Here is a 23,399-nt window from a genome sequence, read left to right on the forward strand (position 1 = left end):
GCGCACCGGGTGGTGGCCTGTCGTCACCGGCCGTACTCACGGTTGAACAGCCGTCGCGACCACAGGTAGCCACCGAGGGCGCACAACACGCACCAGCCGAGCGCGAACCACGCCTGGTTCCCGATCGGACCGCCGGTGAGCAGCCCACGCAGGGTCTCGATGATCGGCGTGAACGGCTGATATTCGGCGAACCAGCGCAACCCCGCGGGCATTGATTCCGTGGGGACGAACCCACTGCCGAGGAACGGCAGCAGCACCAGCGGCATCAGCACGTTGCTGGCTGTCTCGACACTCGAACACGCCTGTCCGGCGGCGACGGCCAGCCACACCAGGGCGAAGGTCACACCGACGAGCAGTCCGACCGCGGCCAGCCAGGCCGCAGGCCCCGCCGAAGGACGGAAGCCCACGAGCAGCGCCACTCCTATCACGATCACTAGCGCGACAGCCGCTTGGATCACGCTGCCCAGCACGTGCCCGGTGAGCACCGACACGCGGGCGATGTGCATCGTGCGGAACCGCGCGACGATGCCCTCGGTCATGTCGGTCGCGACCGAGATCGCGGTACCCTGCACCGTGGACGTCACGGTCATGACGATGATCGCAGGCACGACATAGGCCACGTACTCGGCGCGGCCCGCGCTGGCGGCCCCTGCGATACCCGACCCCAGAGCCTCACCGAAGACGTAGACGAACAGCAGCAGGAACACGACCGGCATGCCGACGAGCGTCAGCGTCATCGACGGATACCGCAGCATGTGCCGGAGGTTCCGCCGCAACATGGTCGCCGAGTCCCGTAGTGGATAGAACCGTCCGAAGTGCACATCGGATTGTCCGATGACCGAGCTCGTCATGACACACCTGCTTTCTCCTGGGCCGAATTTCCGGTGAGGGCGAGGAATACGTCGTCGAGGTCCGGCGTGTGAATCGACAGCCTCGTTACGTCGATGTCGTGACGATCGAGACGAGCCAATAGATCTTTCAGCGCTCCGATGCCGCCGTCGCCGGGAACCTGCAAGGTGAGTGCCTCGTCGTCACGGGCCGACGGGCCCAGGACACGTGCGGCCGCGTCGAGTGCGTCCCCATCACGCAGTTGCAACCGGATGTGTCCGCCGGGCATCCGGCGCTTCAGCTCGGCGGGCGTACCATCGGCGACCAGACGGCCGTGGTCGAGAACGCCGACCCGATCGGCCAGCTCATCAGCCTCTTCCAGGTACTGCGTCGTCAGGAACACGGTCACGCCGTCGGCCACCAGTGCGCGGACGATCCGCCACACGTCGCGGCGGCTGCGTGGATCGAGGCCGGTGGTCGGCTCGTCGAGGAAGAGCACCCGTGGCTCGCCCATCAACGTCATAGCTAGGTCGAGCTTTCGCCGCATGCCGCCGGAATACGTGGCGGCCGGTTTGTCGGCGGCCTCGGTGAGTTCGAACCGGTCCAGCAGTTCGACTGTTCGCGCGCGCCCGGTGACACGGCCGAGGTGGTGCAGGTCGGCCATCAACCGCAGGTTCTCGGCGCCGGTGAGCAAGCCGTCCACGGCGGAGAACTGGCCGGTCACGCCGATGGCCGCCCGGACGGCATCCGGCTCGGCGGCGATGTCATGGCCCGCGACCCGGACGCTGCCTGCGTCGGCGCCGAGCAGCGTCGTGAGAATCCGGACGGCCGTGGTCTTACCCGCACCGTTCGCACCGAGCAGTGCGAACACCGTTCCGGGTGCGACGGTCAGGTCGAGACCGTCGAGGACAACGTGGTCGGCGAACGATCGGCGGAGACCGTTCACCGCGATCGCCGGTGGGCTGTGCGTGGTGGTCATGTTCATCCTTTCGCAGACAGGTGGCATCGACATGAGAAAAGGGGAACCAACTCAGCACCGCCCGGACGAAGACCGGGGCGGGTGTCACTCGCGAACCGTGCCGATGACCGGCGGCGAGCGGTGACGGTGACAAGTGGGTTCGGCGAAGCGCGATCGAACGGGACGTACCGGCGAATCACCGAACGGTGAAAGGGTGCGGATCCGGGTCAGGCGCGGTGGATGGTGACGTTTCCGGTAGAGGTGCGGCCCCGCACCGCCACGGTGTCGTCGGCCTCCTCCGGCCGCGCGACGTCGTCCAGCAGATTGCGCAGTTGCCCGAACGAGGTTTCCAGGTCGAGCCATGCGGCCGTGCCCGTGGCGATGCCGAGGTCGAGGTCGCCCATCGAGGTTCCCAACTCCGCGACCCCACGTGCGATCGCGCCGATCCGGATGGGGCCGTGATGGGTCCGCACATCAACGTTCGCACCAGCCTGGTCCACGACGATGGCGCCGTTGGCGGACCGTACTCGAACGTCACCGGCCACCGCATCGATCTCGGTGTCGCCGTTGGAGTTTCGGACGGTCACGCCGCCGTCGACCCTGCCGACGTTGACCTTGCCGGAACCGGTGCGGATGTCTCCGTCGCCGCCGATTCCGTCGACGGTGACGTGGCCCGTACCGGTCTCGAGCCGCGCCGGACCGCTGCGTTCGACCCGGATGTCGCCCATCCCGGTCTTGACCTGCAGCTGTCCCAGTACGCCCTCGCAGCGGAGGCTACCCAGCTGAACCTTGGCATGCACACGGGATCCGGCGGGCAGCTTGACCGTGATGTCGGCCGATCGGGTTCTCCGGGAGAAATCGAACGGCCGGTTCTTATGCCCGGTGATCCGTACCTCATCACCGGAACGATCGGCGCGGAGGTTCCGTGCAGCATCCACATCGGACTCATCCGATGGATTACTCGCGGCGGCCTCGACGATCGTGTCCTCCCGGTCGCTCGCAACGATGCGGACGTCGCGAGCGACGCCGAGTTCGAGCATCACGGAGACGGGGCCGGGAGTGTCGAAGACAAACATGCTCACCCTTTCTGACGCGCCCGGGTCTTCGGCCGTGCGGCCGGCAAGACCGGGCGAACTCGTATGGACGCAGCGCGCCCGAATGGCGTGCGCACGGTCAACGCACCCAGCCGGTGAAGCGCTGTCGGGACGGCGCACCCGACGTGCCGGAATCGGGGCGGCCGCCGTCGCCCCCCAGCGCGGCCGACGCGGCGCGCACCAGCCAGGCATTGACCGACCGGCCCTCCTCGGCAGCGGCCTCTTCCACGGCGGCCTTCAGCTGTTCGGGCAGGCGAACGTTGATCCGGGTGGTCGGACCGTCCTCGGCGATCGGAACCGCCGCGTCCGGCCGGTCACCCTGTGACGCCGTACCGCCGGCGTCGGATGCGGGCTCCCCGGCCGCCGGCGTCACGACGAACTCGGGATCGCGACCGCGCAACCGCAATTCCACGGCACCTGGAGCGAGGTCCCGCGTGATCTCGTCGGCGGCCCCGGACAACGCGTCCAGCAGCGTCATCCGTATCGCCGACTCGAGCGACCCCGCCAACCGTTCGACCAGCGCGCGAGCGTCCTCGCCACCGGCCTCGGCGAGTGCGGCGAACTCGCGGCCGAGATTGTTCACGTATACGTTGAGCTCCATGGCGCCAATATGGCATCACAATGATGCCAAAAGCAAGACGATGCGACTCAGAGCGTGAGCGCGAAGCTACTGGCGAACTCTGAACACAAGAGAATGACCAGGCCACGGACCGACCAGCGGTGAGCCATCACGGCGTCATCGTGGCATCATCACGACTCGACAGCTCGTGATCGCGCCGGATGCCGATCACATCGGGAACAGGTCGCCGATGGCCGGCGCCGGCATCACTCCGGGCAGCACCTCACACTCACGACGGCCGTCACGGGCGCACCCCGTGCCTCACCCGCGCAGCCTCCCGGGTGAGGTGGTCCCGCTCGGGAACGCTCGTGGCGAGGCGGGCGGCCTCGGCGTACAGGTCCGCCGCACGGGCATGTTCGCCCGCGCGTTCATGCAGGTAGGCCGACGCGGCGGTGTAGCGGGGCAATCCCGGATCCGCCTCGCCCAGCGCCGCCAGGCCGGCACGCGGCCCGTCGGCCTCCCCGATCGCGACCGCACGGTTCAGCTGCACGACGGGACTTCCGGTGAGCCGCAGCAGTTCGTCGTACCACTCGACGATCTGCGGCCAATCCGTCTCCGCCGCCGCCGGGGCGTCGGCGTGCAGCGCCGCGATCGCCGCCTGAGCCTGGTACTCGCCGAGCCGGCCGCGCGCCAGCGCGCGCTGCAGAATCTGCACGCCCTCCGCGATCAGCCCGGTGTCCCACCGGCGGCGATCCTGCTCGGCGAGCGGCACGAGCCGCCCGTCGGCGTCGGTGCGGGCGCCGCGGCGCGCATGGTGCAGCAGCATGAGCGCCAGCAGGCCCGCCACCTCGGGATCGCCGGTCAGCGACGCGAGCTGGCGGGCGAGCCGGATGGCCTCCGCGGCCAGGTCGACGTCACCGCTGTAACCCTCGTTGAAGACGAGGTAGAGCACCCGCAACACCGTGCCGAGGTCGCCGGACCGGTCGAGCGGTTCCCCCGCGATGCGCCGCTTCGCCCTGCTGATCCGCTGCGCCATCGTCGCCTCGGGCACGAAATACGCTGCCGCGATCTGCCGTGTGGTGAGCCCGCCGACGGCACGCAGTGTGAGCGCTACCGCCGATGCGGGGGCCAGCGCGGGATGTGCGCACAGGAAGTACAGCCGCAACGTGTCGTCCGCAGCGGGACCCGGGCCCGGCGGGGGCTCGGCCGCCACCGCGGCCTCGCGCCCCCGCCGCGAGGCCTCCGCACGCGCGGCGTCGACGAACCGGTGCCACGACGCCGCAATGAGCCAGCCCTTCGGGTCGCGCATGGGGTCACCCCTGCTCGGCGAGCTTGGGGAAGACTCCTCGGGCCACGTCTCCAGCGCTCGGACCACGGCTTCCTGCACCGCGTCCTCGGCCGAGGCGAAATCCGCTCCGCGCCGGACCAGCACTCCGATCACCGCGGGCACCAGTTCCCGCAGCAGCGACGGGTTCACCCGGCGGTCTCGGCCTTGCCCGACATGAACGGCCGCAGTTCGAGCCATTCGTGGATCGGTTCGCCGCCCGGCCCGGGTGCGGCCGACAGTTCCCCCGCCAGTTCGAGCGCCCGCTCGTAGGACTCGACGTCGATGGCCATCCAGCCCGCGACGAGATCCTTGGTCTCGGCGAACGGCCCGTCCGTCACGGGCGGGCGGCCTTCGCCGTCGTAGCGCACGAAGGTGCCCTCGGGGGCCAGCGCCTGGGCGTCGACGAGCTCGCCCGTGGCTTCGAGCTTCGAGGCGAAGTCGCTCATGTAGCGCATGTGTGCGTCGACCTCGTCGGGGCTCCAGCGATCGATCGGGCCGGTGTCGACGACGGGTTCCGGTCCACCCCGGTAGTGCTTCAGCAGCAGGTACTTCATCGTCTCTCTCCTTCGTCGTGGCGGCGCCTCGTGGCCGCTCGTGCCCCTGGGACGGAGCCGGTGCGCCGTTCTCGACACGATCCCGAGGATTTTTCTCCGACTTTTTCTCCGGCGCACGTCTTCGCCCCGAGACGGGCCGTCGGTCGGCCACCGTCCTCCGCGGTGCGACGTCTCGGCCTCCCGTGCCGCCCGCAACCCAGGGACTCAGCGACCCAGCGGCTCAGCCACTCAGCGGCTCAGCGGCTCAGCGGCTCAGCGGCTCAGCACCGTCTCGCTCCGGATGCGGGAGAGCTTCTCCGGGTTGCGTACCCCGTAGAGACCGGTGACCAGGCCGTCGTCGATGCGGACCGCCACAACCGTGTCGACCTCGTCGCCGCGCCACAGCACGAGTGCCGGGTGGCCGTTGACGCTCGCCGGAGCGAGCGTGCCGATCTCGGGGACGCGCCACGCACCGGCCGCGAGCAGCCTGCCCACCTTGGCGGCGCCCACGACGGGATTCGGCACGGCCTGCGCCTGCCCGCCGCCGTCACCGATGAGCACCACGTCGGGCGCCAGAATGTCGAGCAGGCTCTGCAGGTCGCCCGTGTCGACCGCACGGCGGAACGCCTCGAGCGCCCGCCGCGCCTCGTCCGGGGATGCCGGACCCCGAGGCCTGCGCGCGCTCACGTGCCCGCGCGCCCGGTGGGCGATCTGCCGCACCGCCGCCGCGCTCTTGCCTACCGCATCGGCGATCTCCTCGTAGTCGACGGCGAACACGTCCCGCAGCACGAACACGGCGCGCTCGGTCGGCGAAAGGGTCTCCAGCACCAGCAACATCGCCATCGACACGCTCTCGGCCAGCTCCACGTCCTCGGCCACATCGGCCACGGTGGTCAGCGGTTCGGGCAGCCACGCACCGACGTAGGACTCCTTCCGCCTGCCGAGGGTGCGCATCCGCGTGAGCGCCTGCCTCGTGGTGATCCGCACCAGATACGCCCGCCGGTCCCGCACCTGCGCCAGGTCGACGCCCGTCCACTTCAGCCACGTCTCCTGCAGGACGTCCTCGGCGTCGGCGGCCGAGCCGAGCATCTCGTAGGCGACGGTGAACAGCAGGTTCCGGTACGCCACGAACACCTCGGTGGCCGTGTCGGAGTCCGGTGCGGGCGAATGCGAGATGCCGGCCATGGGGCTCCCTTCGGTGACAACACCCCTACGACGCCGTGGGTACCCGCGTTGTGACAGTCCGCCCACAGCGGCACGCGGCGCCCCCGGCGTCCGGGCGGAACCTCGTCGCGGCAGCACCGGTCCGGCGCCGATACGGCGTGCGGGCACGACGGTCGCGGCGGTTCGCCGTCACCCGACACAACTGTCACACGGGGGTCGCTGTCACAGTCCGCCCTTGGCCGGCGTCGTGTGGTCATCCATCCGACACACGAGGAGGACACAGCCATGGAAACCCGATTCGACATGTTCGGCAACGAACTGGCACTGAAGTTCGCCAAGCGGTTCGCCAATGCGGGTGCCGTCATCACCGACTCGCCGTTGCCCGCATCCGTCCAGGAACTCGTCTCGCTGCGCGCCAGCCAGATCAACGGCTGCGGCTGGTGCGTCGACATGCACACCAAGGAGGCCGCCGCCCACGGGGAGAGCGCCGAGCGACTCAACCTCGTCGCGGTTTGGCGGGAGAGCACGGTGTTCACCGCGGCGGAGCGGGCGGCGCTGGCCTTCGCCGAGGAGGGAACCCGGCTGGCCGACGCCCACCAGGGAGTGTCGGACGAGACGTGGGCCGCGGTGCGCGAGCACTACGACAACGACCAGACCGCGGCGCTCGTGGCGCTCCTCGGCCTGATCAACGCGGCCAACCGCATGGCCGTGATCGTCCACCAGAAGGGCGGTTCGTACCGGCCCGGCATGTTCGAGGCCGCCCTCGCGGGACAGTCGTGACGTGACGGCCGTGCGGGGCGCTCGCGAGCGTCCCGCACGGCCGCGGAGTCGTGACGCTCGCCTCCGGGCACGGCGTAGCGGTCAGACGACGCCTGCCCGGATCTCGTCGTAGATCCGGCGAGGATCGGCTGCCAGCGAAGCCTTGACGTGTGCGCTCCAGTCGTCGGCGAGCACCTCGACCGAGCCCGCCTCGACGCCGTCCAGGCCCGCGCCGGCGACCACGGCCGGGTCACCCTTGGGGCCGTCGTAGGCGGCGCTGAAGTCGGTGTCGACGGCGCCCAGGTGCAGACCGGTCACCAGCGTGCCCTGGTCGGCGAGCTCGGTGCGCACCCCGTTCGTCAATGCCCACTGGGCGGCTTTGGCCGCGTGGTAACCGTTCGTGCCCGGGTAGGGATGCCAGGACTGCGCGGACAACACATTGAGGATCGCGCCCCCTCCGCGCGCCGCGAGCGCCGGGGCGAAGGCACGCACGACGGCCAGGGTGCCCCAGAAGTTCGTCTCCATCTCCGCACGAATGGCTGCCGGGTCGGAGGTGACCAGGCTCGTGAAGTTGCTGAGCCCGGCGTTGTTCACCACGAGCGTCACGTCGGTCGCCGCGTCGGCCGCGGCCCGGACCGCCTCGTCGTCGGTGATGTCGAGTTGCAGCGCAACAACGCCGGGCAGGTCGATCGTCTCGGGCCGCCGGGCCGTCGCGTACACGCGTGCCGCGCCGCGTTCGAGGAGCTGCACGGCGAAATGGCGGCCGAGCCCGCGGTTCGCCCCGGTGACGAGCGCGACGGCACCCTCGATGCGCAGGCCGGGAACCGGGGCGGCGGGTCCGGCGGTTTCGGTGTTCGATGTCATGTCACGTACGCTAAAACCTCACGTAGACGTGAGGTGCAAGTCTCGTGCCGGGATGTCGAGAGAAGGGAAGCCGTGCGCATCGGAGAGATCGCCCGGCGATCGGGAGTCAGCGTCCGCGCGCTGCGGTACTACGAAGAACAGGGGCTGCTCGTCCCCGGCCGCAGCCCCGGAGGGCAGCGCGAGTACACCGAGGACGCCGTCCAACGGGTTCGGGCCATACAACAGCTCTATGCCGCAGGCCTGCCCAGCCGCCGCGTTGCCGAACTGCTCCCCTGCATGGACACCGACACCACCACCGACCATCAACGAGCGATGCTCAGGGCCGAACGCGACCGCATCCGCGCACAGATCGACGAGCTCACCGCCACGCTCGCCCGCCTCGACGAACTCGTCGACGCTGCCGACCGCCGCGGATAGTGAACGCAGGCAGGGCGGGCTCGGCCAGCGTGCCGGTCAGCCCGCCTCGACGCGGCCGTGGGTGAGGGTGGCCAGTGCGTCGGCGAGCTTCCGGTGCTGGCGCGTCACCAGCGGGCCGTACTGGATCGCCTTGGACTTGATGCCGATCTCCACCCGCGTGCCCGCCGGCTCGGGCGTCACCAGCACGGGGTAGAAGAATCCCCAGGTGGCCAATGACATCCGCGAGTCGAGCAGCGCAAGGCCCCGCCCGGGGTCCGTGTCGACGACGGCGAACCCGGCCGGGCAGCGCTGGGTGATCCAGGCGTAGACGTGTTCCGGTGCCGCCTCGACCCGCACGACCTGCCGCCGCTTCGTCATCGGCACGGTCGCGACCGATCCTTTCCGCGTCAGCGCGATCACCAGCGGTACGGAGACCACGACGGCCACGATCAGCATGGCCAGCAGGAACACCTCGATATCCATGCGCCGGATTCTGCCCCACCGGACCGAGCGACGGACGCGGAACGCGGGTTTTCGTGTCGACGACCGGCTCGGCTCAGGCCGGGACGCGTTCGGCCCTGCAGAGCAGCGCGGTGGGCCGGCGCCCGATCCGGGTCAGCACGACGCTCGCCTCGCCGGCGCCGGACGGCTTGAGCCTGCGGCGCAGCGTGTTCGGATCCACGTCCAACCCGCGCACGAGGATCTCCACCCGGCCCACGTCGTGGCGGCGCAGCATCGCCGCCAGCTCCTTCTCGCTGTAGCGGCCGAACTCCAGCACCCGGAACGCCCGCACCCCGGGTGGCGGCTCGTCGCCGGTCAGGTAGGCGATGCGCTCGTCCAACTGCCACAGGCCGTGCCGCGCACCGTAGTGCCGCACCAGGCCGGCCCGGACGACGGCACCGTCGGGGTCGACGATCCACTCCCCCGGCTCGCCCACACCGATGTCGTCGGGCTCGTCGTCGGTGATCGTCCACCGCATCACGCCGGTACCGGCCTCGTCGCTCCGGAGCACCGTCGCACGCCTGCGCGTGGTGGCGAGGCCCTCGCTCCACAGGCACGATTCCCGCACCTGGCCGTCGAGCGAGACGAGTTCGACCTCACGCGCCCACGGCACGACCGAAGGTCCGAGGCCCGGCGCGCATTTCACGACGAGGTCGCGCCCCGCATAAACGGACGCGACCTCGTCCAGTGGGGGCACGAAGTCGCCGGGCTTCCACGCGCGGCGTCCCGACGAGTCCCGCCGCGCCGGGTCGGCCACCACCACGGCCCCGCGCGTGACCGGCGCCAGCGCGTCCGCACGCACCAGCGCGGGCGCCACCCCGGCGGCGGTGACGTTGTGCCGTGCCATCGCCAGCCGCGCCGGGTCGAGGTCCGAGCCCACGCAACGCGCCGCCGTCCCGGCCAGCGCCACCAGGTCGGCCCCGATGGAACACGTCACGTCGTGCACGTCCCGGCCCGCGAGCCGTTCGGCCCGATGTCGTGCCACCGGGGAGGCACTCGCCTGCTGCAGCGCATCGGCCGTCAGCAGCCACGAGCCCGATCCGTCCAGTTTGGATACCGCTTTCCGGCGCAGCAGCACGGTTTCCAGGACCGCGGCGTAGCGGTCGCCCACGACGCGGCGCGCGGTGGTGACGTCGGAGAGCCAACTCGCATCGGTCAGCGCCAGCCCGTCACAGGCCGCGATCGCCTTCTCACCCTCGGCCGAGGCCAGGAAGGCGACGTCGTCGGGTGAGAAGGCGTACGGCAACGGTTCCGGCGCTCCTGGTTCCGGTGATGGTTGTTCCGGTGATGCTGGTTCCGGTGATCCCGCAGTGCGGGCCGATCACGACTCGACGGACTCGGGCGGCTTGGTACCCGTGATCATCACGTTGTAGAACAGCTCGCGCGGCAACACCTTGGACAGCAGTTTCTTGTCCACTGCGGACAGTCGCAGCCACAGCTTGTAGGCGAACAGCCGCCACTTCAGGGTCAGCTTCTCGTCCGGCACCGCGGCCTCGAACGTCCGGATCGGCCAGCCCGCAAGTGCGGCGCTGAACTCGTCGGTGACCGCTCGAACGTCGGCAGCACCCGCCGACCGCGCCGTGCGCTCCAATTCGGACGGATCGAACGTGTGCAGATCGACCACGGCCTCCAGTGCCGCTGCCCGCGAGGACTCGTCCAACTCCGCCTGCGGCCGCCGCCACCCGCTCAAGGCAGGCAGTTTGGTCAGGTTCGTCGTCACCCACCACGTGAGCTGGCCGAGCTTGCGGGCGTAGAGGTCGCCGATCTTCGTCGGCTCACCCGCGAACACGAACCGGCCCCCCGGCTTGAGCACGCGCAGCACCTCACGCAGCGACGCCTCGACGTCCGGGATGTGGTGCAGCACGGCGTGCCCAACCACGAGGTCGAAACTGTTGTCCTCGTACGGGATCCGCTCAGCGTCCGCGACCCGGCCGTCGACGTCGAGCCCGAGCGCCTCGGCGTTACGCAGCGCGACCTCGACCATGCCCGGCGACAGGTCCGTCACCGAGCCCTTCTTGATCACGCCGCCCTGCATCAGGTTCAGCAGGAAGAAGCCCGTGCCGCTGCCCAGTTCCATGGCGGTGGGGTACGGCCTGTCCTCCTCGCCCGCCACGGCGGTGAACACGTCGGTCGCGTACTCGATGCAGCGCTCGTCGTACGAGATCGACCACTTCTCGTCGTACGTGCCCGCCTCCCAGTCGTGGTAGAGCACGTTGGCGAGCTTCGGGTCGGCGTAGGCCGCCTGCACCTCGTCGGCGCTCGCGTGCGGGTTCGGCGCCGGGTCGAGACGTTCCGTAGCGTCGGACACGGTCACTTCCCCTTGAACTGGGCCTTGCCGGGGCCGTTCTCGATGAACGACTCCATGCCCGCAGCCTGGTCCTCGGTGGCCCACAGCGCCGTAAACAGCTGCGTCTCGAGCTTCAGCGCGTTGCGCAGATCCATGTCCTGGCCACCGTCGATCGCGGCCTTGGCGGCCTTCAGCGCCACCGCGGGGCCGTCGGCGAACTGCGCGGCCCACTTGTGCGCCGCGGCGTACACCTCGTCCGGGGCGACGACCTCGTCGACCAGGCCGATCGACAGGGCCTCCTCGGCCTTGACGAACCGTCCCGTGTAGACGATGTCCTTGGCCTTGCTCGGGCCCACGAGCCGAGTCAGCCGCTGCGTCCCGCCCGCGCCAGGGATGATGCCGAGCTGGATCTCCGGCTGGCCGACCTTCACGTTGTCCCCGACGACCCGGCGGTCGGCGGTCATGGCCAGCTCGAGGCCACCGCCGAGCGCGTAGCCGGTCACCGCTGCGACCGTCGGCTTCGGCAACTCGGCGAGCGACGCCAACGACGCCTGCAGCTCGGCGCCGAACTCGTTGATCTCGACGTAGGACTTGGCGGCCATCTCCTTGATGTCGGCGCCGCCCGCGAACGTCTTCTCGCCGCCGTAGAGGATCACGGCGCGGACGTCGTCGCGGCCCGCTGCCTCCTTCGCCGCCTCGGCGAGCTCACGCTGCACCTGGTTGTTCAGCGCGTTGACCGGCGGCCGGTCCAGCCTGATGGTGCCGACGCCTGCCTCGACCTCGAGTCGTACGAACTCGCCCACGCCTTCCTCCTTGAACGCTTGCTCGACGTGCCTGCGACCGGAAGCTACCGGCCGGTAATGAGCTTACCTGCGCCGTGCGAAGAAGCGATCGCCCGAGCGCTCCAGCACGAGGTCCTGGCCGAACGTAGCCGACAGATTCTCCGCCGTCAGCACGTCGTCGAGCAGACCCGCCGCGACGGTACGGCCCTCGGCCAGCAACAGCGCGTGGGTGAACCCGGGCGGGATCTCCTCCACGTGGTGAGTGACCAGCGCCATCGCGGGCGCGTCCGGGTCGAGCGCCAGCCCCGAGAGCCGCGCCACGAGGTCCTCGCGCCCGCCGAGGTCCAGTCCCGCGGCCGGTTCGTCGAGCAGCAGCAGCTCCGGATCCGTCATCTGCGCGCGGGCGATGAGCGTGCGCTTGCGCTCGCCCTCCGAGAGCGTGCCGTACTCCCGTGTGGCCAGGTGAGCGATACCGAGCGCGGCCAGCAGCTCGTCGGCCCGCTCGGTGTCGAGCTCGTCGTAGCGCTCCCGCCAGCGGCCCATGACCGCGTACCCGGCGCTGACCACGACGTCCCGCACCTTCTCCTCACCGGGGACACGCAAGTTGACCGCAGCCGACGTGAACCCGATCCGCGTGCGGAGTTCGAACACGTTGGTACGGCCGATCCGCTCCCCCAGCACGTGCACGGTGCCCGTCGTCGGGTGCAGCTCCGCCGCCGCCAGCTTGAGCAGCGTGGTCTTGCCCGCACCGTTCGGGCCGAGGATCACCCAGCGTTCGTCGAGTTCCACCGACCAGTCGAAATCGGCGAGCAACTTGTTGCCGCCCCGCCGGACCCCGACGCCCGAGGCGTGGACCACCAGGTCCTCGAGGTTCTCCGGCTCGCCGGTGCGTGAGTCGTCCCGTGGAGTGTCATGCGCCGCGTTCACGGGGACATTCTCACCGACCGGCCGCGGGCGCCCGCGTGTGGGCCCGCGTCACGCCGACACGACCTTGCCGAGCTCGGCCGGACTCGCCAGCAGCCGGTGCCGCGGCAGCACGCGCACCGTGTACCCCAGCGCCCCCGCGTGCGGCAGCCGCAGCCGCGCCTCGAACACGCCGCGCTCGACCGGCTCCATCGCCACGTGTACGACGTCGGCCAGGTCGTCGGTGTCGCCGACCCGGCCGACCACGGCCTGCACCTCGACGTCGGCGTCGTCCAGTCCCGCCAGGTCGACGCGGGCGCGCACCCGCACGTCCGCGCCCACCACGAACGTCTCGGACCCGTCGGCCAGCAGCTCCGTGTCGGCCACGCGCACCCGCGGCCAGGCCACCTCGAGGCGCGTGCGGTAGTCGTGGAACGCGCGCGAGCCGGCGTACCCGTCGGCCGTGGCCTCCGCGACCGTCTCCGCCGCAGGCAGGTAGTACGACTCGACGTACTCGCGCACCATGCGCGAGGCCTGCACGCTCGGGCCCAGCGTGCGCAGCGTGTGCCACACGCGCGAGAGCCAGCCCTTCGGCACCCCACGCTCGTCCCGGTCGTAGAACAGCGGCGCGATCTGCTGGCCGAGCAGGTCGTACAGTGCCGCGGCCTCCAGGTCGTCCCGCTGCAGCGGGTCGGTGACACCGTCGGCCGTCGGGATCGCCCAACCGTTGCTGCCGTCGTAGAACTCGTCCCACCAGCCGTCACTGGTGGACAGGTTCAGGCAACCGTTGAGCGCCGCCTTCATCCCCGAGGTACCGCACGCCTCGAGTGGGCGGGTCGGGTTGTTCAGCCACACGTCGCACCCGCGGTAGAGGTAGCGGGCCATCTGCATGCCGTAGTCCGGCAGGAACACGATGCGCCTGCGTACCTCGGGATCGCCGTCGATGAACCGCACGATCTGCTGGATGAGCGCCTTGCCGCCCTCATCGGCAGGGTGCGACTTGCCCGCGACGACGATCTGGATCGGCCGGTGCTCGTCGAGCAACAGGGCGCGCAACCGCTCCGGGTCCCGCAGCATCAGCGTCAGCCGCTTGTAGGTGGGCACCCGGCGGGCGAAGCCCACGGTCAGCACGTCCGGGTCGAAGATCCGATCCGTCCAGCCCAGTTCGAGGGCCGAGGCGCCGCGCTGCAACCACGCCTCCCTCGCGCGCCTGCGCACCTCGCCGACCAGGTTGGACCGCAGTTCCCGGCGCAGCGCCCACAACTGTTCGTCGGTCACGTCGGCCGCGATGCGCGTGCCGTTCCCGTCGCCCTCGTGGCCCCACTCCTCGTCGTTGCCGCCGAGCAGCGCGGTCATCTCACGCGCCACCCAGGTCGGGCCGTGCACCCCGTTGGTGACCGAGCGGACCGGCACCTCGTCGACGTCGAAACCCGGCCACAGCCCGGCGAACATCCGCCGCGACACGCGGCCGTGCAGCGCGGACACACCGTTGGCGCGCTGCGCCAGCCGCAGCCCCATGTGCGCCATGTTGAACATGCCCGGGTTGTCCTCCGCACCGAGCGCGAGCACCCGCCGCGGGTCGACGTGCGGCAGCAGTGCGCCGTCGCCGAAGTAGTGCTGCACCAGGTCGACGGGGAACCGGTCGATGCCGGCCGGCACGGGCGTGTGCGTGGTGAACACCGTGCCCGCCCGGACCGCCGACAGCGCTTCATCGAAGTCGAGGCCGCCTCCGGAGAGGATCTCGTCGGCGCGTTCCAGGCCGAGGAACCCGGCGTGCCCCTCATTGGTGTGGAACACCTCCGGTTGCGGATGCCCCGTGAGTTCGCAGTAGCGCCGCACCGCGCGCATGCCGCCGATGCCGGCGAGGATCTCCTGCCGGATGCGGTGGTCGGCGTCGCCGCCGTAGAGGCGGTCGGTGATCCGCCGCAGGTCGTCGTCGTTGCCGTCGACGTCGGTGTCGAGCAGCAGCAGGACCGCCCTGCCGACACTCGCCTTCCACAACTGGGCGCGCAGCTCACGGCCGCCCGGCATCGCCACGCTCACCAGAGCGGGCCTGCCCGACTCCTCGGTGACCAGTTCGAGGGGCAGCCCGTCGGGGTCGATCACCGGGTAGTGCTCGACCTGCCAACCGTCGAGCGACAGCGCCTGGCGGAAGTACCCGGCGCGGTACAGCGGACCGACACCGATGATCGGCACCCCCAGGTCGGAGGCGGCCTTGAGGTGGTCCCCCGCGAGCACGCCGAGACCACCGGAGTAGTTCGGCAGCGCCTCGTGCACGCCGAACTCCATCGAGAAGTAGGCGACCGCCGCGGGCACGCGCTCGCGGTCGGCGGCCAGCCGCTGATACCAGCGCGGTTCGGTCAAGTACCGGTGCAGTCCGTCGACGGCGTCGCGGGTGCGCTTCAGGAACGCTTCGTCGCGGGCGAGCTCGTCGAGCCGGTCCGCGGGCATCTCGGTGAGCATCCGCAGCGGGTCACGGATCCGCCGGAACAGTGCGTCGTCCATGGACGCGAACAGGTCCCGCGTCGGCGGGTGCCAGGTCCAGCGCAGGTTCGTCGCCAGCGCCGTGAGCCCTGCCAACTGGTCCGGAATGCGCGCGTGCACGGTGAAGCGACGGACTGCTCTCATGCTGCGATTCAACCTACTGGATCACCGGTACGCAGCCGCGGGGGGCGTGATCACCACCATTCGGCGGGACTCGGTGTCCGGATCGCCGCATGTCGTCCGCAGCCACTCAGTAAGGTGCACCCCCATGAGGACAGGGGGGCGCCCGGGACGCATCGCCGCAGCACGGATCATCGCCGGCATGGCCGTCGTGGCCCTGACCGCGACCGGCTGCGCGGGTGAACAGGTCACCGGCGAGCTTCAGACGGTCGGAGACGTCGCCGGACTGCCGGTGACCCATTTCGAGAGCGGGCTCAAGGACAACGCGGCGAAACCGGACGTACAGGCCGAGGGTGCGACCGACGCCATGGAGGACCGGCTGGCACTGGCCTCGATCGCCGACGTCACCGATTACTGGGACGAGCAGATGCCGGAGCACTTCGGCGAGAAGTTCGAGCACGTCGACAAGCTCATGTCCTACGACCCGGAGGGCGACTCGCAGGAGGTCTGCGGCACCAACACGCGGGACATGGCACTCAACGCCTTCTACTGCCCGCCGGAGGACCTCGTCGCCTGGGATCGCGGCGTCCTGCTGCCGCTGCTGCGCGAGAAGTTCGGCGACATGGCCGTCGCCGCGGTGCTGGCCCACGAATTCGGGCACGCGGTCCAGACCCGGCTCGGGGACAAGGCGGGCATCGACGAGGGCACGTCCACGATCGTCAAGGAGCAGCAGGCCGACTGCTTCACCGGTTCGTACATGCGCTGGATCGCCGAAGGCGACAGCAAGTACTTTGAGTTGTCGACCTCCGACGGCGTGAACGAGGTGCTCGGCGCGTTGTTCCTGATCCGCGACGCACCCGGCGCGCACGCCAACGAACAAGGGGCGCACGGCTCCGGATTCGACCGGACCTACGCGGTGCAGCTCGGCTTCGAAGAGGGTGCGAAGCGGTGCGCGGAGATCGACAAGGCCGAGGTCGACCAGCGAATCACCGAGGTGCCGTTCAAGAACGCGACCGACCAGGCCCAGCAGGGCCAGGCCCCCATCACGGCCGGCACCATGGTGCACGTCCAGCGCAGCCTCGACCAGGCGTTCTCCGGTTCCGGCGTCGACGCTCCGGAGATCGTCGAGGGCGACGGGACGTGTGACCAGGGCAGGTCCACACCACCGGTGTCGTACTGCCAGCAGGGCAACGAGGTGAACATCGACCTGGCCACGCTCGAGAAGATCGGCCAGCCCGCGGACCAGGTCGGCGAGCTGACCGGCGAGAAGTCACCCGACGCGGGCCTCGGCGACTTCGCCGTGTTCTCGGAGGTGGCGTCCCGGTACGTGCAGGGGATCCAGCACGGCGTCGGCGCCCCCACCGAGGGCGGGCAGGCAGGGCTGCGCACGGCCTGTCTGGTCGGCGCGTGGGCGCAGTACGCCAACGACCCCAACAGCGGTTCCACGCTGTATCTGTCCCCCGGTGACCTCGACGAGGCGATCGCCGAGTTGCTGCAACCGCGCAGCCTGCTGGCGGCCGACATCAGCGGCCATCGGGTCGCCAACGGATTCGCCCGCATCGAAGCCCTGCGCAACGGTTTCCTCGACGGTTCCTCGGTCTGCACCGAGACCTACAAGTAGCACCGCGCCTTGCGGGCGGGAGTCACGGTTCGCGACCCAGTCGGGTGACAGGAGCGGTCCCGCGTCCCTGCGCTCGAAGACGAGGTTCGTGTGGACCAGCGCGACCTCCGGGCGGTCGGTGAACTCGTCGAGCACCAGCCGCTGTAGTTCCTGCGGGTTCTCGGCGGCCACGTGCACGAGGAAGTCGTCCGGTCCAGCTCCAGCGTCTCCGGCAGCGCGAGCACGTGCTGGATGAACGCTGCTGCTCGGCGGTCTGGTGGTCGGCTGCGCCGCACTGTGGTGGACGCTCTACGTGACGGCGCTCGGCGCGCTCGGTGCGGTACTGGCCCGGCCGCGGGTGCGCCTCACACTCGACATCGGCGCGGGCCTCGCACTCGCCGTACCGGGGGTCACCACGCTCGCCAGCGCCCTCGGATGATCCGACGGCTCCTGCCGGGGCCCGCACGACGCCGGCCGGTGGACGACGGCCGGCGAACCCGCCGCAGCACATTCCGCCGCACCACACCCAGGCACGCCACCGCCCCGCCGACCACGGCCGGAGCCGCGGACGACGGGGCGGATGCGCTTGCTCAGAACAGGGCGCCGGCCAGGTCCCGGCGGGCCTTGGCGACGCGGTCGTCGGCCGGGTCGAACAACTCGAACAGCCCGACCAGGTGCTCCCGGACACGGTCGCGGTCCTGGCCCGCGGTGCGGCGGATCGTGTCGACGAGGCGGGCGAACGCCGCCTCGACCTGCTGCTGGGCGACCTCCTGGTCAGCCGCGGCGAGCTGGGCGTCGAGATCGGCCGGGTCGGCGTCGGCCTTGGCGATCGCCGACGCGTCGGACTCCGCCGCCCTGGCGGCGAAGCGCACCTGGTTCAGCGCGGCCTTGGCCTGCTCGTTGGCGGGCTCGGCGTCGAGGATCCGCTGGTAAGCCGCCTCGGCGGCGGCCAGGTCGCCGCGGGCGAACGCGTCCTCGGCCTCGGTGAACCGCTCGTCCTCCGGTTCTTCGACGGGCTCCGCGGCCGCACCTTCCTCCGCGGCGCGGATGCCGGGCAGCTTGTCGCGCAGCGCGTCCAGCAGCTTGTTCAGCCACTGCTTGATCTCCGGCTCCGGCAACGCGCCGGAGAAGGCGTCGACGGGCTGACCGCCCGCGATCGCCACGATCGTCGGGATCGACTGCACGCCGAACAGCTGCGAGATCCGCGGGTTGGCGTCGACGTCGACCTTCGCCAGCACCCACGCACCGTTCGCCTCACCGGCGAGCTTCTCGAGCACCGGGCTGAGCTGCTTGCACGGCCCGCACCAGTCGGCCCACAGGTCGACGACGACGAGCGTGTTCATCGACCGCTCGACGATCTCGGCCTGGAACGACGACTCGGTCACGTCGATAACGGCACCGCCGGCGCCGCCGGCTCCACCACCGCCGGCTCCACCGGACGGCGGCGGCGCCTCACCACTCGCCGCGGACGGGCCTGCCTGCTGCTGCGAGGCCTCGGCGCGCTGCTTCAAACCGGACAGATCGACCGCTCCGGAGAGGGCCGCCGGTACCCCTGGAGTGTTGCGTGGCTGTGTCACGGTTCCATCCTGGCACGGACTGCTGGGAGCTGGGTCACTGGTGGAATCCTAGCGAATCCGCAGCTCGGCACCGCTCTGGCGGGCGGGCGGCAGGGGTCACTGCTCGCGCCGCGTCGTGGCATCACTCACGTGCGGCTCGCTCCCAACACGGACGAAGTCACACGGATGTGAGCTATACGCCCGGTCACATCGGTGTATCCGATTCCGTACACGCTCAGCAGTCGTAGCGTCACCGTATGCTCAATACGCTCGGCAGGCATGGCGAAAACGAAGAACAAGCTATTGCGGACAGTATTTCGCTTCTGGGGATACCTCGTGGTCGCCGGTGTCGTTTACGCGTGGACCGCACGTGACGTCAGCCTACCGATCATCATCGCCGGCTCCTGTGCGTCGCTGCTGTACATGCTCTTTGCGGCACCCACATGGTGCCTGGCGCCCACCCGTGCACACGAGCGATGCCGAAACAACGCTCATGGCCTGCTGCTGGGTTGTTGGATCCGCTCCCACAAGTGGCAGAACGTCACAATGCTCGCGAGCAGCTCACGCTGGGCCGAATTGATGCGCCGCTGTTGGTCGGGATTCGGGAACGCTGCCGCGTCGGTAAGTGCGTTGGCGGCGTCCTTGTCGGCGATCGTCGCAACCGTCACGCTGGCTACCGGCTGAGTTGGCACCGCTCCGGCGGGCGGGCGGCGGGGTCACTGCTCGCGCAGGTGCGCCTCGACGCGGTCGAGCTTGGCGTCGAGCTGGCCGGTGTAGCCGGGCCGGATGTCGGCCTTGATCACCAGGCCGACCCGGGCGGACCCCTCCCCCGCGGCGTCGGTGGCACGCTTGACCACGTCCATCACCTCGTCCCATTCGCCTTCGATCTCGGTGAACATCGACCCGGTGCGGTGCGGCAGGCCGGACTCGCGGACGACACGGACGGCGCGGGCGACGGCCTCGCTCACACCGCCGTCGGAGTCGGGCGCGGCCGCCGGGCTGACACTGAACGCGACGATCATGGTGGGGCTCCCCTGGGGTTCTCGTACCGGGCGCCTCGTGCGCCGGTCGTCTCGTGCCCCGTGTTCTACCGTGACCGCGTCCTGCCCGGCACCTCCGGCGGCGCCACACGACGGCCACACGAGGCGGCGACACTGGACGGCGACACTGGGCGGCGGCGTGGGCGATCGACTCGGGGCGCGTGCCCGCCGACGTCGCCCGCGCTGCTAACTTCGGGCGCCATGAACCGTCCGTTGCCGTTCGACCCGATCGCCCGCGCGGCGCAACTGTGGGAGGACCGCATCGGGCCTTCCGACACCATGGCGGCCGTCACCGGCGTCATGCGGGTACAGCAGATCGTGCAGTCGGCCGTCGACGGCGCGCTGAAGCCGCACGGGCTGACGTTCGCCCGCTACGAGGCGCTGGTGCTGCTGACCTTCTCGCGACAGGGAGCACTGCCGATGCGGGTCATGGGCGAACGGCTGCAGCTGCACCCGACGAGCGTCACCAACATCGTCGACCGGTTGGAATCCGGAGGCCTGGTCACGCGAGTACCGCATCCGACGGACCGGCGCACGACCCTCGTCGAGATCACCGACGACGGGCGTGCACGGTACGAGGTCGCGACGAAAGCCGTCACCGACATCGACTTCGGACTCCACGGCCTGACGGAACGGCAGACACAGCAGCTGACCGAACTGTTGACCAAGGTGCGCAAAGCGGCCGGCGACTTCACCGAGTGAGCCGCCGGCCGATGCGGATTCGGAAGTGAGCGGCACTCAGGCGCCGACCGGCTGGCGGAACAGTGCCGTGCCGCCGCGCTGGGAATGCTGCGGGCCGTCGAGCTTGCCGCGGCGCAGCGCCCAGGTCTCGAACCACCAGGTGAACAGCGGCGGGATGCTCGCCAGCAACGCGGTGACGGTGGTGCCGGCCGACCACCCCAGCGGCTTCGCGACACCCAGCGTCACGACGAGATACACCACGAACATGGCGCCGTGCACGGCGCCAAGGACGGGCACGCCGCCCTCGCCGAGTTCGACGACGTACTTCAGGAACATGCCGATCAGCAGGCCGGCCCACGACAGCGCCTCGGCCACGGCGACCACGCGGAACAAGACGGCGGCCTTGTTCGACAACGGTTCCTCCTCCGCTCGGATTGTGCCGCCACGGACGGGCAGCCACGTCACTTGCTGTATACGCCAACGCCGCCCGCGACGCGCAACATGCCCGTGCGTTCCGTGACCGTACTCACGAACGTCGGCATGACCTGGTGAGACTGTGACCACACGTAACCGTGCGGTGCGAATTGTCACCGCTTCGGGCGCTTTGTGACTTCTACTCCGGACGGCCTGCGGCGCGGAAGTGAAGGAGCACCCGGCGAACGGTGCCGAGCTGCGCCGAATCGGCGTCATTGATGGGCGCCGGTGACTGTGTGACGATGCGATCATGACTCAGCGTCGAACGCCGCCGTTCCGCGCAGACCACGTCGGGAGCCTGTTGCGCCCCGCGGCGATCCACGAAGTGCGACGGCAGGCAGCCCAGGGCGCCATCACCGCCGAGCAGCTGCGAGCCGCCGAGGACGAGGCGATCCGCGACGTCGTCGACATGCAGCGCAGGGTCGGCCTGCGGTCGGCCACCGACGGCGAGTTCCGCCGTTCGTCGTGGCACATGGACTTCATCTACCAACTCGAAGGCATCTCGGCGAGCGACGAGAAGCTTCAGGTGAAGTTCCGCAACGCCGACGGGGAGCTCGAATTCAGTCCGTCGGGCCTGAAGGTCGACGGCACGGTGGGCCTCGGCCACACGATCTTCGGCGACCACTTCGACTTCCTCAAGTCCACTGTGGACCCCGAAGTCACGCCGAAACTCACGATCCCGTCGCCGAGCATGGTCTACTACCGCGGCGGCAGGGCGGCCGTAGACCCGAGCGTCTACCCCGATCTCGAGGACTTCTTCGCCGACCTCGGCGCCGCGTACGCCGCGCAGATCGCGGCCGTCGGTGACCGTGGCTGCCGGTATCTGCAGCTCGACGACACGAGCCTCGCCTATCTCAACGACCCCGCACAGCGCGAGTTCGTCGCCGAGATGGGCTTCGACCCGCAGACGCTGCACCTGCGCAACATCCGGACCATGAACGCCGCGATCGCCGCCAAGCCCGACGGCATGGCGATCACCACCCACCTGTGCCGCGGCAATTATCGCTCCTCCTGGGCCGCGGAGGGCGGTTACGACTTCGTCGCCGAGGCGCTGTTCAACGAACTCGACGTGGACGGTTACTTCCTCGAGTTCGACGACGAGCGCTCCGGCGGCTTCGCGCCGCTGCGCTTCGTGCCGAAGGGCAAGTACGTCGTACTCGGCCTGGTCACGACGAAACGCGGGGAGCTGGAGACGGTCGACGGACTGCGGCGGCGCATCGACCAGGCGTCGCAGTACATCGACGTCGACCAGCTCTGCCTGTCCCCGCAGTGCGGCTTCTCCTCCACGGAGGAGGGCAACGACATCACCGAGGACGAGCAGATCCGCAAGCTGGAGTTGATCGTCGAGACGGCCGAACAGGTCTGGGGCTGACGCCTGCGCCGGCGGCGCGTGCGATACCCGTCGGCCCGCGCGTGGCCTACAGTGCGGAGCCGTGCCGGAGCCACTCGAACCGATCGTCCTGCCCGCCAACCAGCCGCCGCAGTTCTACCGCGGCGGCGCCGCCATCGCCGCTCTCCGTGGGGACGAGACACGTGAGTACGGCCCCGAGGACTGGGTCGCCTCGACGACCACGAGGTTCACGGGCGGCCCCGACGGGCTCACCCGCCTGCCGGACGGCCGGTGGCTGGCCGACGCCGTCACCGCCGACCCCCGCGGCTGGCTCGGCGACCCGCACCTGCGCCGGTTCGGCGATTCGACCGCACTGCTGGTGAAACTGCTCGACGCCGGCCAGCGACTGCCCGTCCACTTCCACCCCGACGACCGGTTCGCCCGCGCGCACTTCGACTCGCACTTCGGCAAGACCGAGGCGTGGATCGTCGTCGGGGCCTCCGGCGACGATCCGACCGTCTACACCGGATTCCGCGAGACGCTCCCCGCCGCGACGGTCCGCGACTGGGTACGCGACCAGGACGCGCCGTCCATGCTGGAGGCGCTCAACGCCGTCCCGGTCGCACCCGGCGACACGGTCGTGATCCCGGCCGGCCTGCCGCACGCGATCGGCGCGGGCGTGTTCGTCGTCGAACTGCAGCAGCCCACCGACTTCTCGCTCACCATGGAGTGGCGGGACTTCCTCGACTCCCCCGAGCAGGGCCACCTGGGTCTGGGCTTCGACACCGCGTTGCAGGTCCTCGACACCTCCGGCTGGGACGAACAGCGCCTGACCTCGCTCATCCGGCGCGGCGATGACGAGCCCGCCGGCCGGGACGCCACCGACCCTGCGGCGGCCGAACTGCTCGCCCCGCTCGCCGACGGATTCTTCCGCGCCGAGCGGCTGTTCCCCCGCGCCGCGCCTGCCGGCACGCTCACCCTCACGCCGGGCTTCGCCGTGCTGGTGGCACTCGGCGGCGCGGGCACGCTGGCCTCGCCGCACGGCGAAACACCCATCGCCCGGGGCGACACCGTCGTCGTGCCCTACGGAGCGGGCGCGCTGGAGCTGTCCGGCGACGTCACCGTCCTGCGCTGCCGCCCACCGGCCTGACCGGCAGGT

At 70.3% G+C, this 23,399-nt stretch carries 25 protein-coding genes and 1 pseudogene; 8 read left to right on the forward strand and 18 right to left on the reverse strand.

The window, feature by feature from the left end:
* Nucleotides 1-23: 23 nt before the first annotated feature.
* From FB384_RS23770 to FB384_RS23800, 7 genes are all read right to left on the reverse strand, one after another.
* A complete protein-coding gene (locus FB384_RS23770; RefSeq protein ID WP_183787073.1) occupies nt 24-851 on the reverse strand; it encodes an ABC transporter permease in 828 nt (275 codons plus the stop codon).
* Entirely contained in the window at nt 848-1,807 is a 960-nt protein-coding gene (locus tag FB384_RS23775; RefSeq protein WP_183787074.1) for an ATP-binding cassette domain-containing protein, read from the reverse strand. The genes FB384_RS23770 and FB384_RS23775 overlap by 4 nt, the downstream gene beginning before the upstream one ends.
* Before the next feature lie 206 nt (nt 1,808-2,013).
* Nucleotides 2,014-2,862 carry a DUF4097 family beta strand repeat-containing protein gene (locus FB384_RS23780; RefSeq protein WP_183787075.1) on the reverse strand — a complete coding sequence of 283 codons (849 nt, stop codon included), beginning with the start codon at nt 2,860-2,862 and terminating at the stop codon, nt 2,014-2,016.
* Nucleotides 2,863-2,959: 97 nt separating this feature from the next.
* Nucleotides 2,960-3,481, reverse strand: a complete 522-nt coding sequence (locus FB384_RS23785; protein ID WP_183787076.1) for a YlcI/YnfO family protein — start codon at nt 3,479-3,481, stop codon at nt 2,960-2,962.
* A 259-nt stretch (nt 3,482-3,740) separates the two neighbouring features.
* A complete protein-coding gene (locus FB384_RS23790; RefSeq protein ID WP_183787077.1) occupies nt 3,741-4,916 on the reverse strand; it encodes an RNA polymerase sigma factor in 1,176 nt (391 codons plus the stop codon).
* Nucleotides 4,913-5,320 carry a YciI family protein gene (locus FB384_RS23795; protein WP_183787078.1) on the reverse strand — a complete coding sequence of 136 codons (408 nt, stop codon included), beginning with the start codon at nt 5,318-5,320 and terminating at the stop codon, nt 4,913-4,915. The genes FB384_RS23790 and FB384_RS23795 overlap by 4 nt, the downstream gene beginning before the upstream one ends.
* Nucleotides 5,321-5,572: 252 nt before the next feature.
* Nucleotides 5,573-6,484: an RNA polymerase sigma-70 factor gene (locus FB384_RS23800; protein WP_183787079.1), complete on the reverse strand. Its 912-nt coding sequence runs from the start codon at nt 6,482-6,484 to the stop codon at nt 5,573-5,575.
* Nucleotides 6,485-6,748: 264 nt separating this feature from the next.
* Between FB384_RS23800 and FB384_RS23805 the strand changes: the two genes are divergently transcribed.
* Complete coding sequence (locus tag FB384_RS23805; protein WP_183787080.1) at nt 6,749-7,243, forward strand: carboxymuconolactone decarboxylase family protein; 495 nt, start codon at nt 6,749-6,751, stop codon at nt 7,241-7,243.
* A gap of 81 nt (nt 7,244-7,324) precedes the next feature.
* On the opposite strand, the gene FB384_RS23810 is transcribed toward FB384_RS23805, so the two are convergent.
* Complete coding sequence (locus FB384_RS23810) at nt 7,325-8,038, reverse strand: SDR family oxidoreductase (RefSeq protein ID WP_183787102.1); 714 nt, start codon at nt 8,036-8,038, stop codon at nt 7,325-7,327.
* Between the two features lie 120 nt (nt 8,039-8,158).
* Between FB384_RS23810 and FB384_RS27215 the strand changes: the two genes are divergently transcribed.
* Complete coding sequence (locus FB384_RS27215) at nt 8,159-8,503, forward strand: MerR family transcriptional regulator (RefSeq protein ID WP_258936121.1); 345 nt, start codon at nt 8,159-8,161, stop codon at nt 8,501-8,503.
* A gap of 36 nt (nt 8,504-8,539) precedes the next feature.
* Here the strand turns inward: FB384_RS27215 and FB384_RS23820 are convergent, their stop codons facing one another.
* From FB384_RS23820 to glgP, 6 genes are all read right to left on the reverse strand, one after another.
* Nucleotides 8,540-8,965, reverse strand: coding sequence for a hypothetical protein (locus FB384_RS23820; protein ID WP_183787082.1), 426 nt, complete (start codon nt 8,963-8,965; stop codon nt 8,540-8,542).
* Nucleotides 8,966-9,038: 73 nt separating this feature from the next.
* The gene (locus FB384_RS23825; RefSeq protein WP_183787083.1) at nt 9,039-10,229 is read right to left on the reverse strand and encodes a class I SAM-dependent methyltransferase; all 1,191 of its coding nucleotides are present in this window, start codon (nt 10,227-10,229) and stop codon (nt 9,039-9,041) included.
* A gap of 75 nt (nt 10,230-10,304) precedes the next feature.
* Nucleotides 10,305-11,291 carry a class I SAM-dependent methyltransferase gene (locus FB384_RS23830; protein WP_183787084.1) on the reverse strand — a complete coding sequence of 329 codons (987 nt, stop codon included), beginning with the start codon at nt 11,289-11,291 and terminating at the stop codon, nt 10,305-10,307.
* 2 nt (nt 11,292-11,293) lie between these two features.
* A complete protein-coding gene (locus FB384_RS23835) occupies nt 11,294-12,073 on the reverse strand; it encodes an enoyl-CoA hydratase/isomerase family protein (protein WP_183787085.1) in 780 nt (259 codons plus the stop codon).
* A 63-nt stretch (nt 12,074-12,136) separates the two neighbouring features.
* Nucleotides 12,137-12,979 (reverse strand): ABC transporter ATP-binding protein, encoded by an 843-nt coding sequence (locus FB384_RS23840; protein ID WP_258936124.1) that lies wholly within the window; start codon nt 12,977-12,979, stop codon nt 12,137-12,139.
* Nucleotides 12,980-13,027: 48 nt separating this feature from the next.
* Nucleotides 13,028-15,583 (reverse strand): alpha-glucan family phosphorylase, encoded by a 2,556-nt coding sequence (gene glgP / locus FB384_RS23845; RefSeq protein WP_183787086.1) that lies wholly within the window; start codon nt 15,581-15,583, stop codon nt 13,028-13,030.
* 124 nt (nt 15,584-15,707) lie between these two features.
* On the opposite strand from glgP, the gene FB384_RS23850 reads away from it, so the two are divergent.
* Entirely contained in the window at nt 15,708-17,180 is a 1,473-nt protein-coding gene (locus FB384_RS23850) for a neutral zinc metallopeptidase (RefSeq protein ID WP_183787087.1), read from the forward strand.
* 132 nt (nt 17,181-17,312) lie between these two features.
* On the opposite strand, the pseudogene FB384_RS27620 reads toward FB384_RS23850, so the two are convergent.
* Nucleotides 17,313-17,357: pseudogene (locus FB384_RS27620) on the reverse strand (hypothetical protein); the annotation flags it as partial.
* Nucleotides 17,358-17,436: 79 nt separating this feature from the next.
* Here FB384_RS27620 and FB384_RS23860 point away from each other — a divergent pair.
* Complete coding sequence (locus FB384_RS23860; protein ID WP_183787088.1) at nt 17,437-17,598, forward strand: hypothetical protein; 162 nt, start codon at nt 17,437-17,439, stop codon at nt 17,596-17,598.
* 151 nt (nt 17,599-17,749) lie between these two features.
* On the opposite strand, the gene trxA is transcribed toward FB384_RS23860, so the two are convergent.
* Nucleotides 17,750-18,736: a thioredoxin gene (trxA, locus tag FB384_RS23865; protein WP_183787089.1), complete on the reverse strand. Its 987-nt coding sequence runs from the start codon at nt 18,734-18,736 to the stop codon at nt 17,750-17,752.
* A gap of 258 nt (nt 18,737-18,994) precedes the next feature.
* Between trxA and FB384_RS26980 the strand changes: the two genes are divergently transcribed.
* Nucleotides 18,995-19,399, forward strand: a complete 405-nt coding sequence (locus FB384_RS26980) for a hypothetical protein (protein WP_228726649.1) — start codon at nt 18,995-18,997, stop codon at nt 19,397-19,399.
* Between the two features lie 32 nt (nt 19,400-19,431).
* Here the strand turns inward: FB384_RS26980 and FB384_RS23875 are convergent, their stop codons facing one another.
* Nucleotides 19,432-19,737, reverse strand: coding sequence for a thiamine-binding protein (locus tag FB384_RS23875; RefSeq protein ID WP_183787090.1), 306 nt, complete (start codon nt 19,735-19,737; stop codon nt 19,432-19,434).
* 219 nt (nt 19,738-19,956) lie between these two features.
* On the opposite strand from FB384_RS23875, the gene FB384_RS23880 reads away from it, so the two are divergent.
* Nucleotides 19,957-20,457, forward strand: coding sequence for a MarR family winged helix-turn-helix transcriptional regulator (locus FB384_RS23880; protein ID WP_183787091.1), 501 nt, complete (start codon nt 19,957-19,959; stop codon nt 20,455-20,457).
* 36 nt (nt 20,458-20,493) lie between these two features.
* On the opposite strand, the gene FB384_RS23885 is transcribed toward FB384_RS23880, so the two are convergent.
* Nucleotides 20,494-20,850, reverse strand: a complete 357-nt coding sequence (locus FB384_RS23885; protein ID WP_183787092.1) for a DUF3817 domain-containing protein — start codon at nt 20,848-20,850, stop codon at nt 20,494-20,496.
* Nucleotides 20,851-21,160: 310 nt separating this feature from the next.
* On the opposite strand from FB384_RS23885, the gene FB384_RS23890 reads away from it, so the two are divergent.
* Complete coding sequence (locus FB384_RS23890; protein WP_183787093.1) at nt 21,161-22,282, forward strand: 5-methyltetrahydropteroyltriglutamate--homocysteine S-methyltransferase; 1,122 nt, start codon at nt 21,161-21,163, stop codon at nt 22,280-22,282.
* A 61-nt stretch (nt 22,283-22,343) separates the two neighbouring features.
* The gene (locus FB384_RS23895; RefSeq protein WP_183787094.1) at nt 22,344-23,390 is read left to right on the forward strand and encodes a class I mannose-6-phosphate isomerase; all 1,047 of its coding nucleotides are present in this window, start codon (nt 22,344-22,346) and stop codon (nt 23,388-23,390) included.
* Nucleotides 23,391-23,399 lie beyond the last annotated feature (9 nt).

The sequence above is a fragment of the Prauserella sediminis genome, assembly GCF_014195435.1.
Classification (GTDB): Bacteria; Actinomycetota; Actinomycetes; order Mycobacteriales; family Pseudonocardiaceae; genus Prauserella; species Prauserella salsuginis.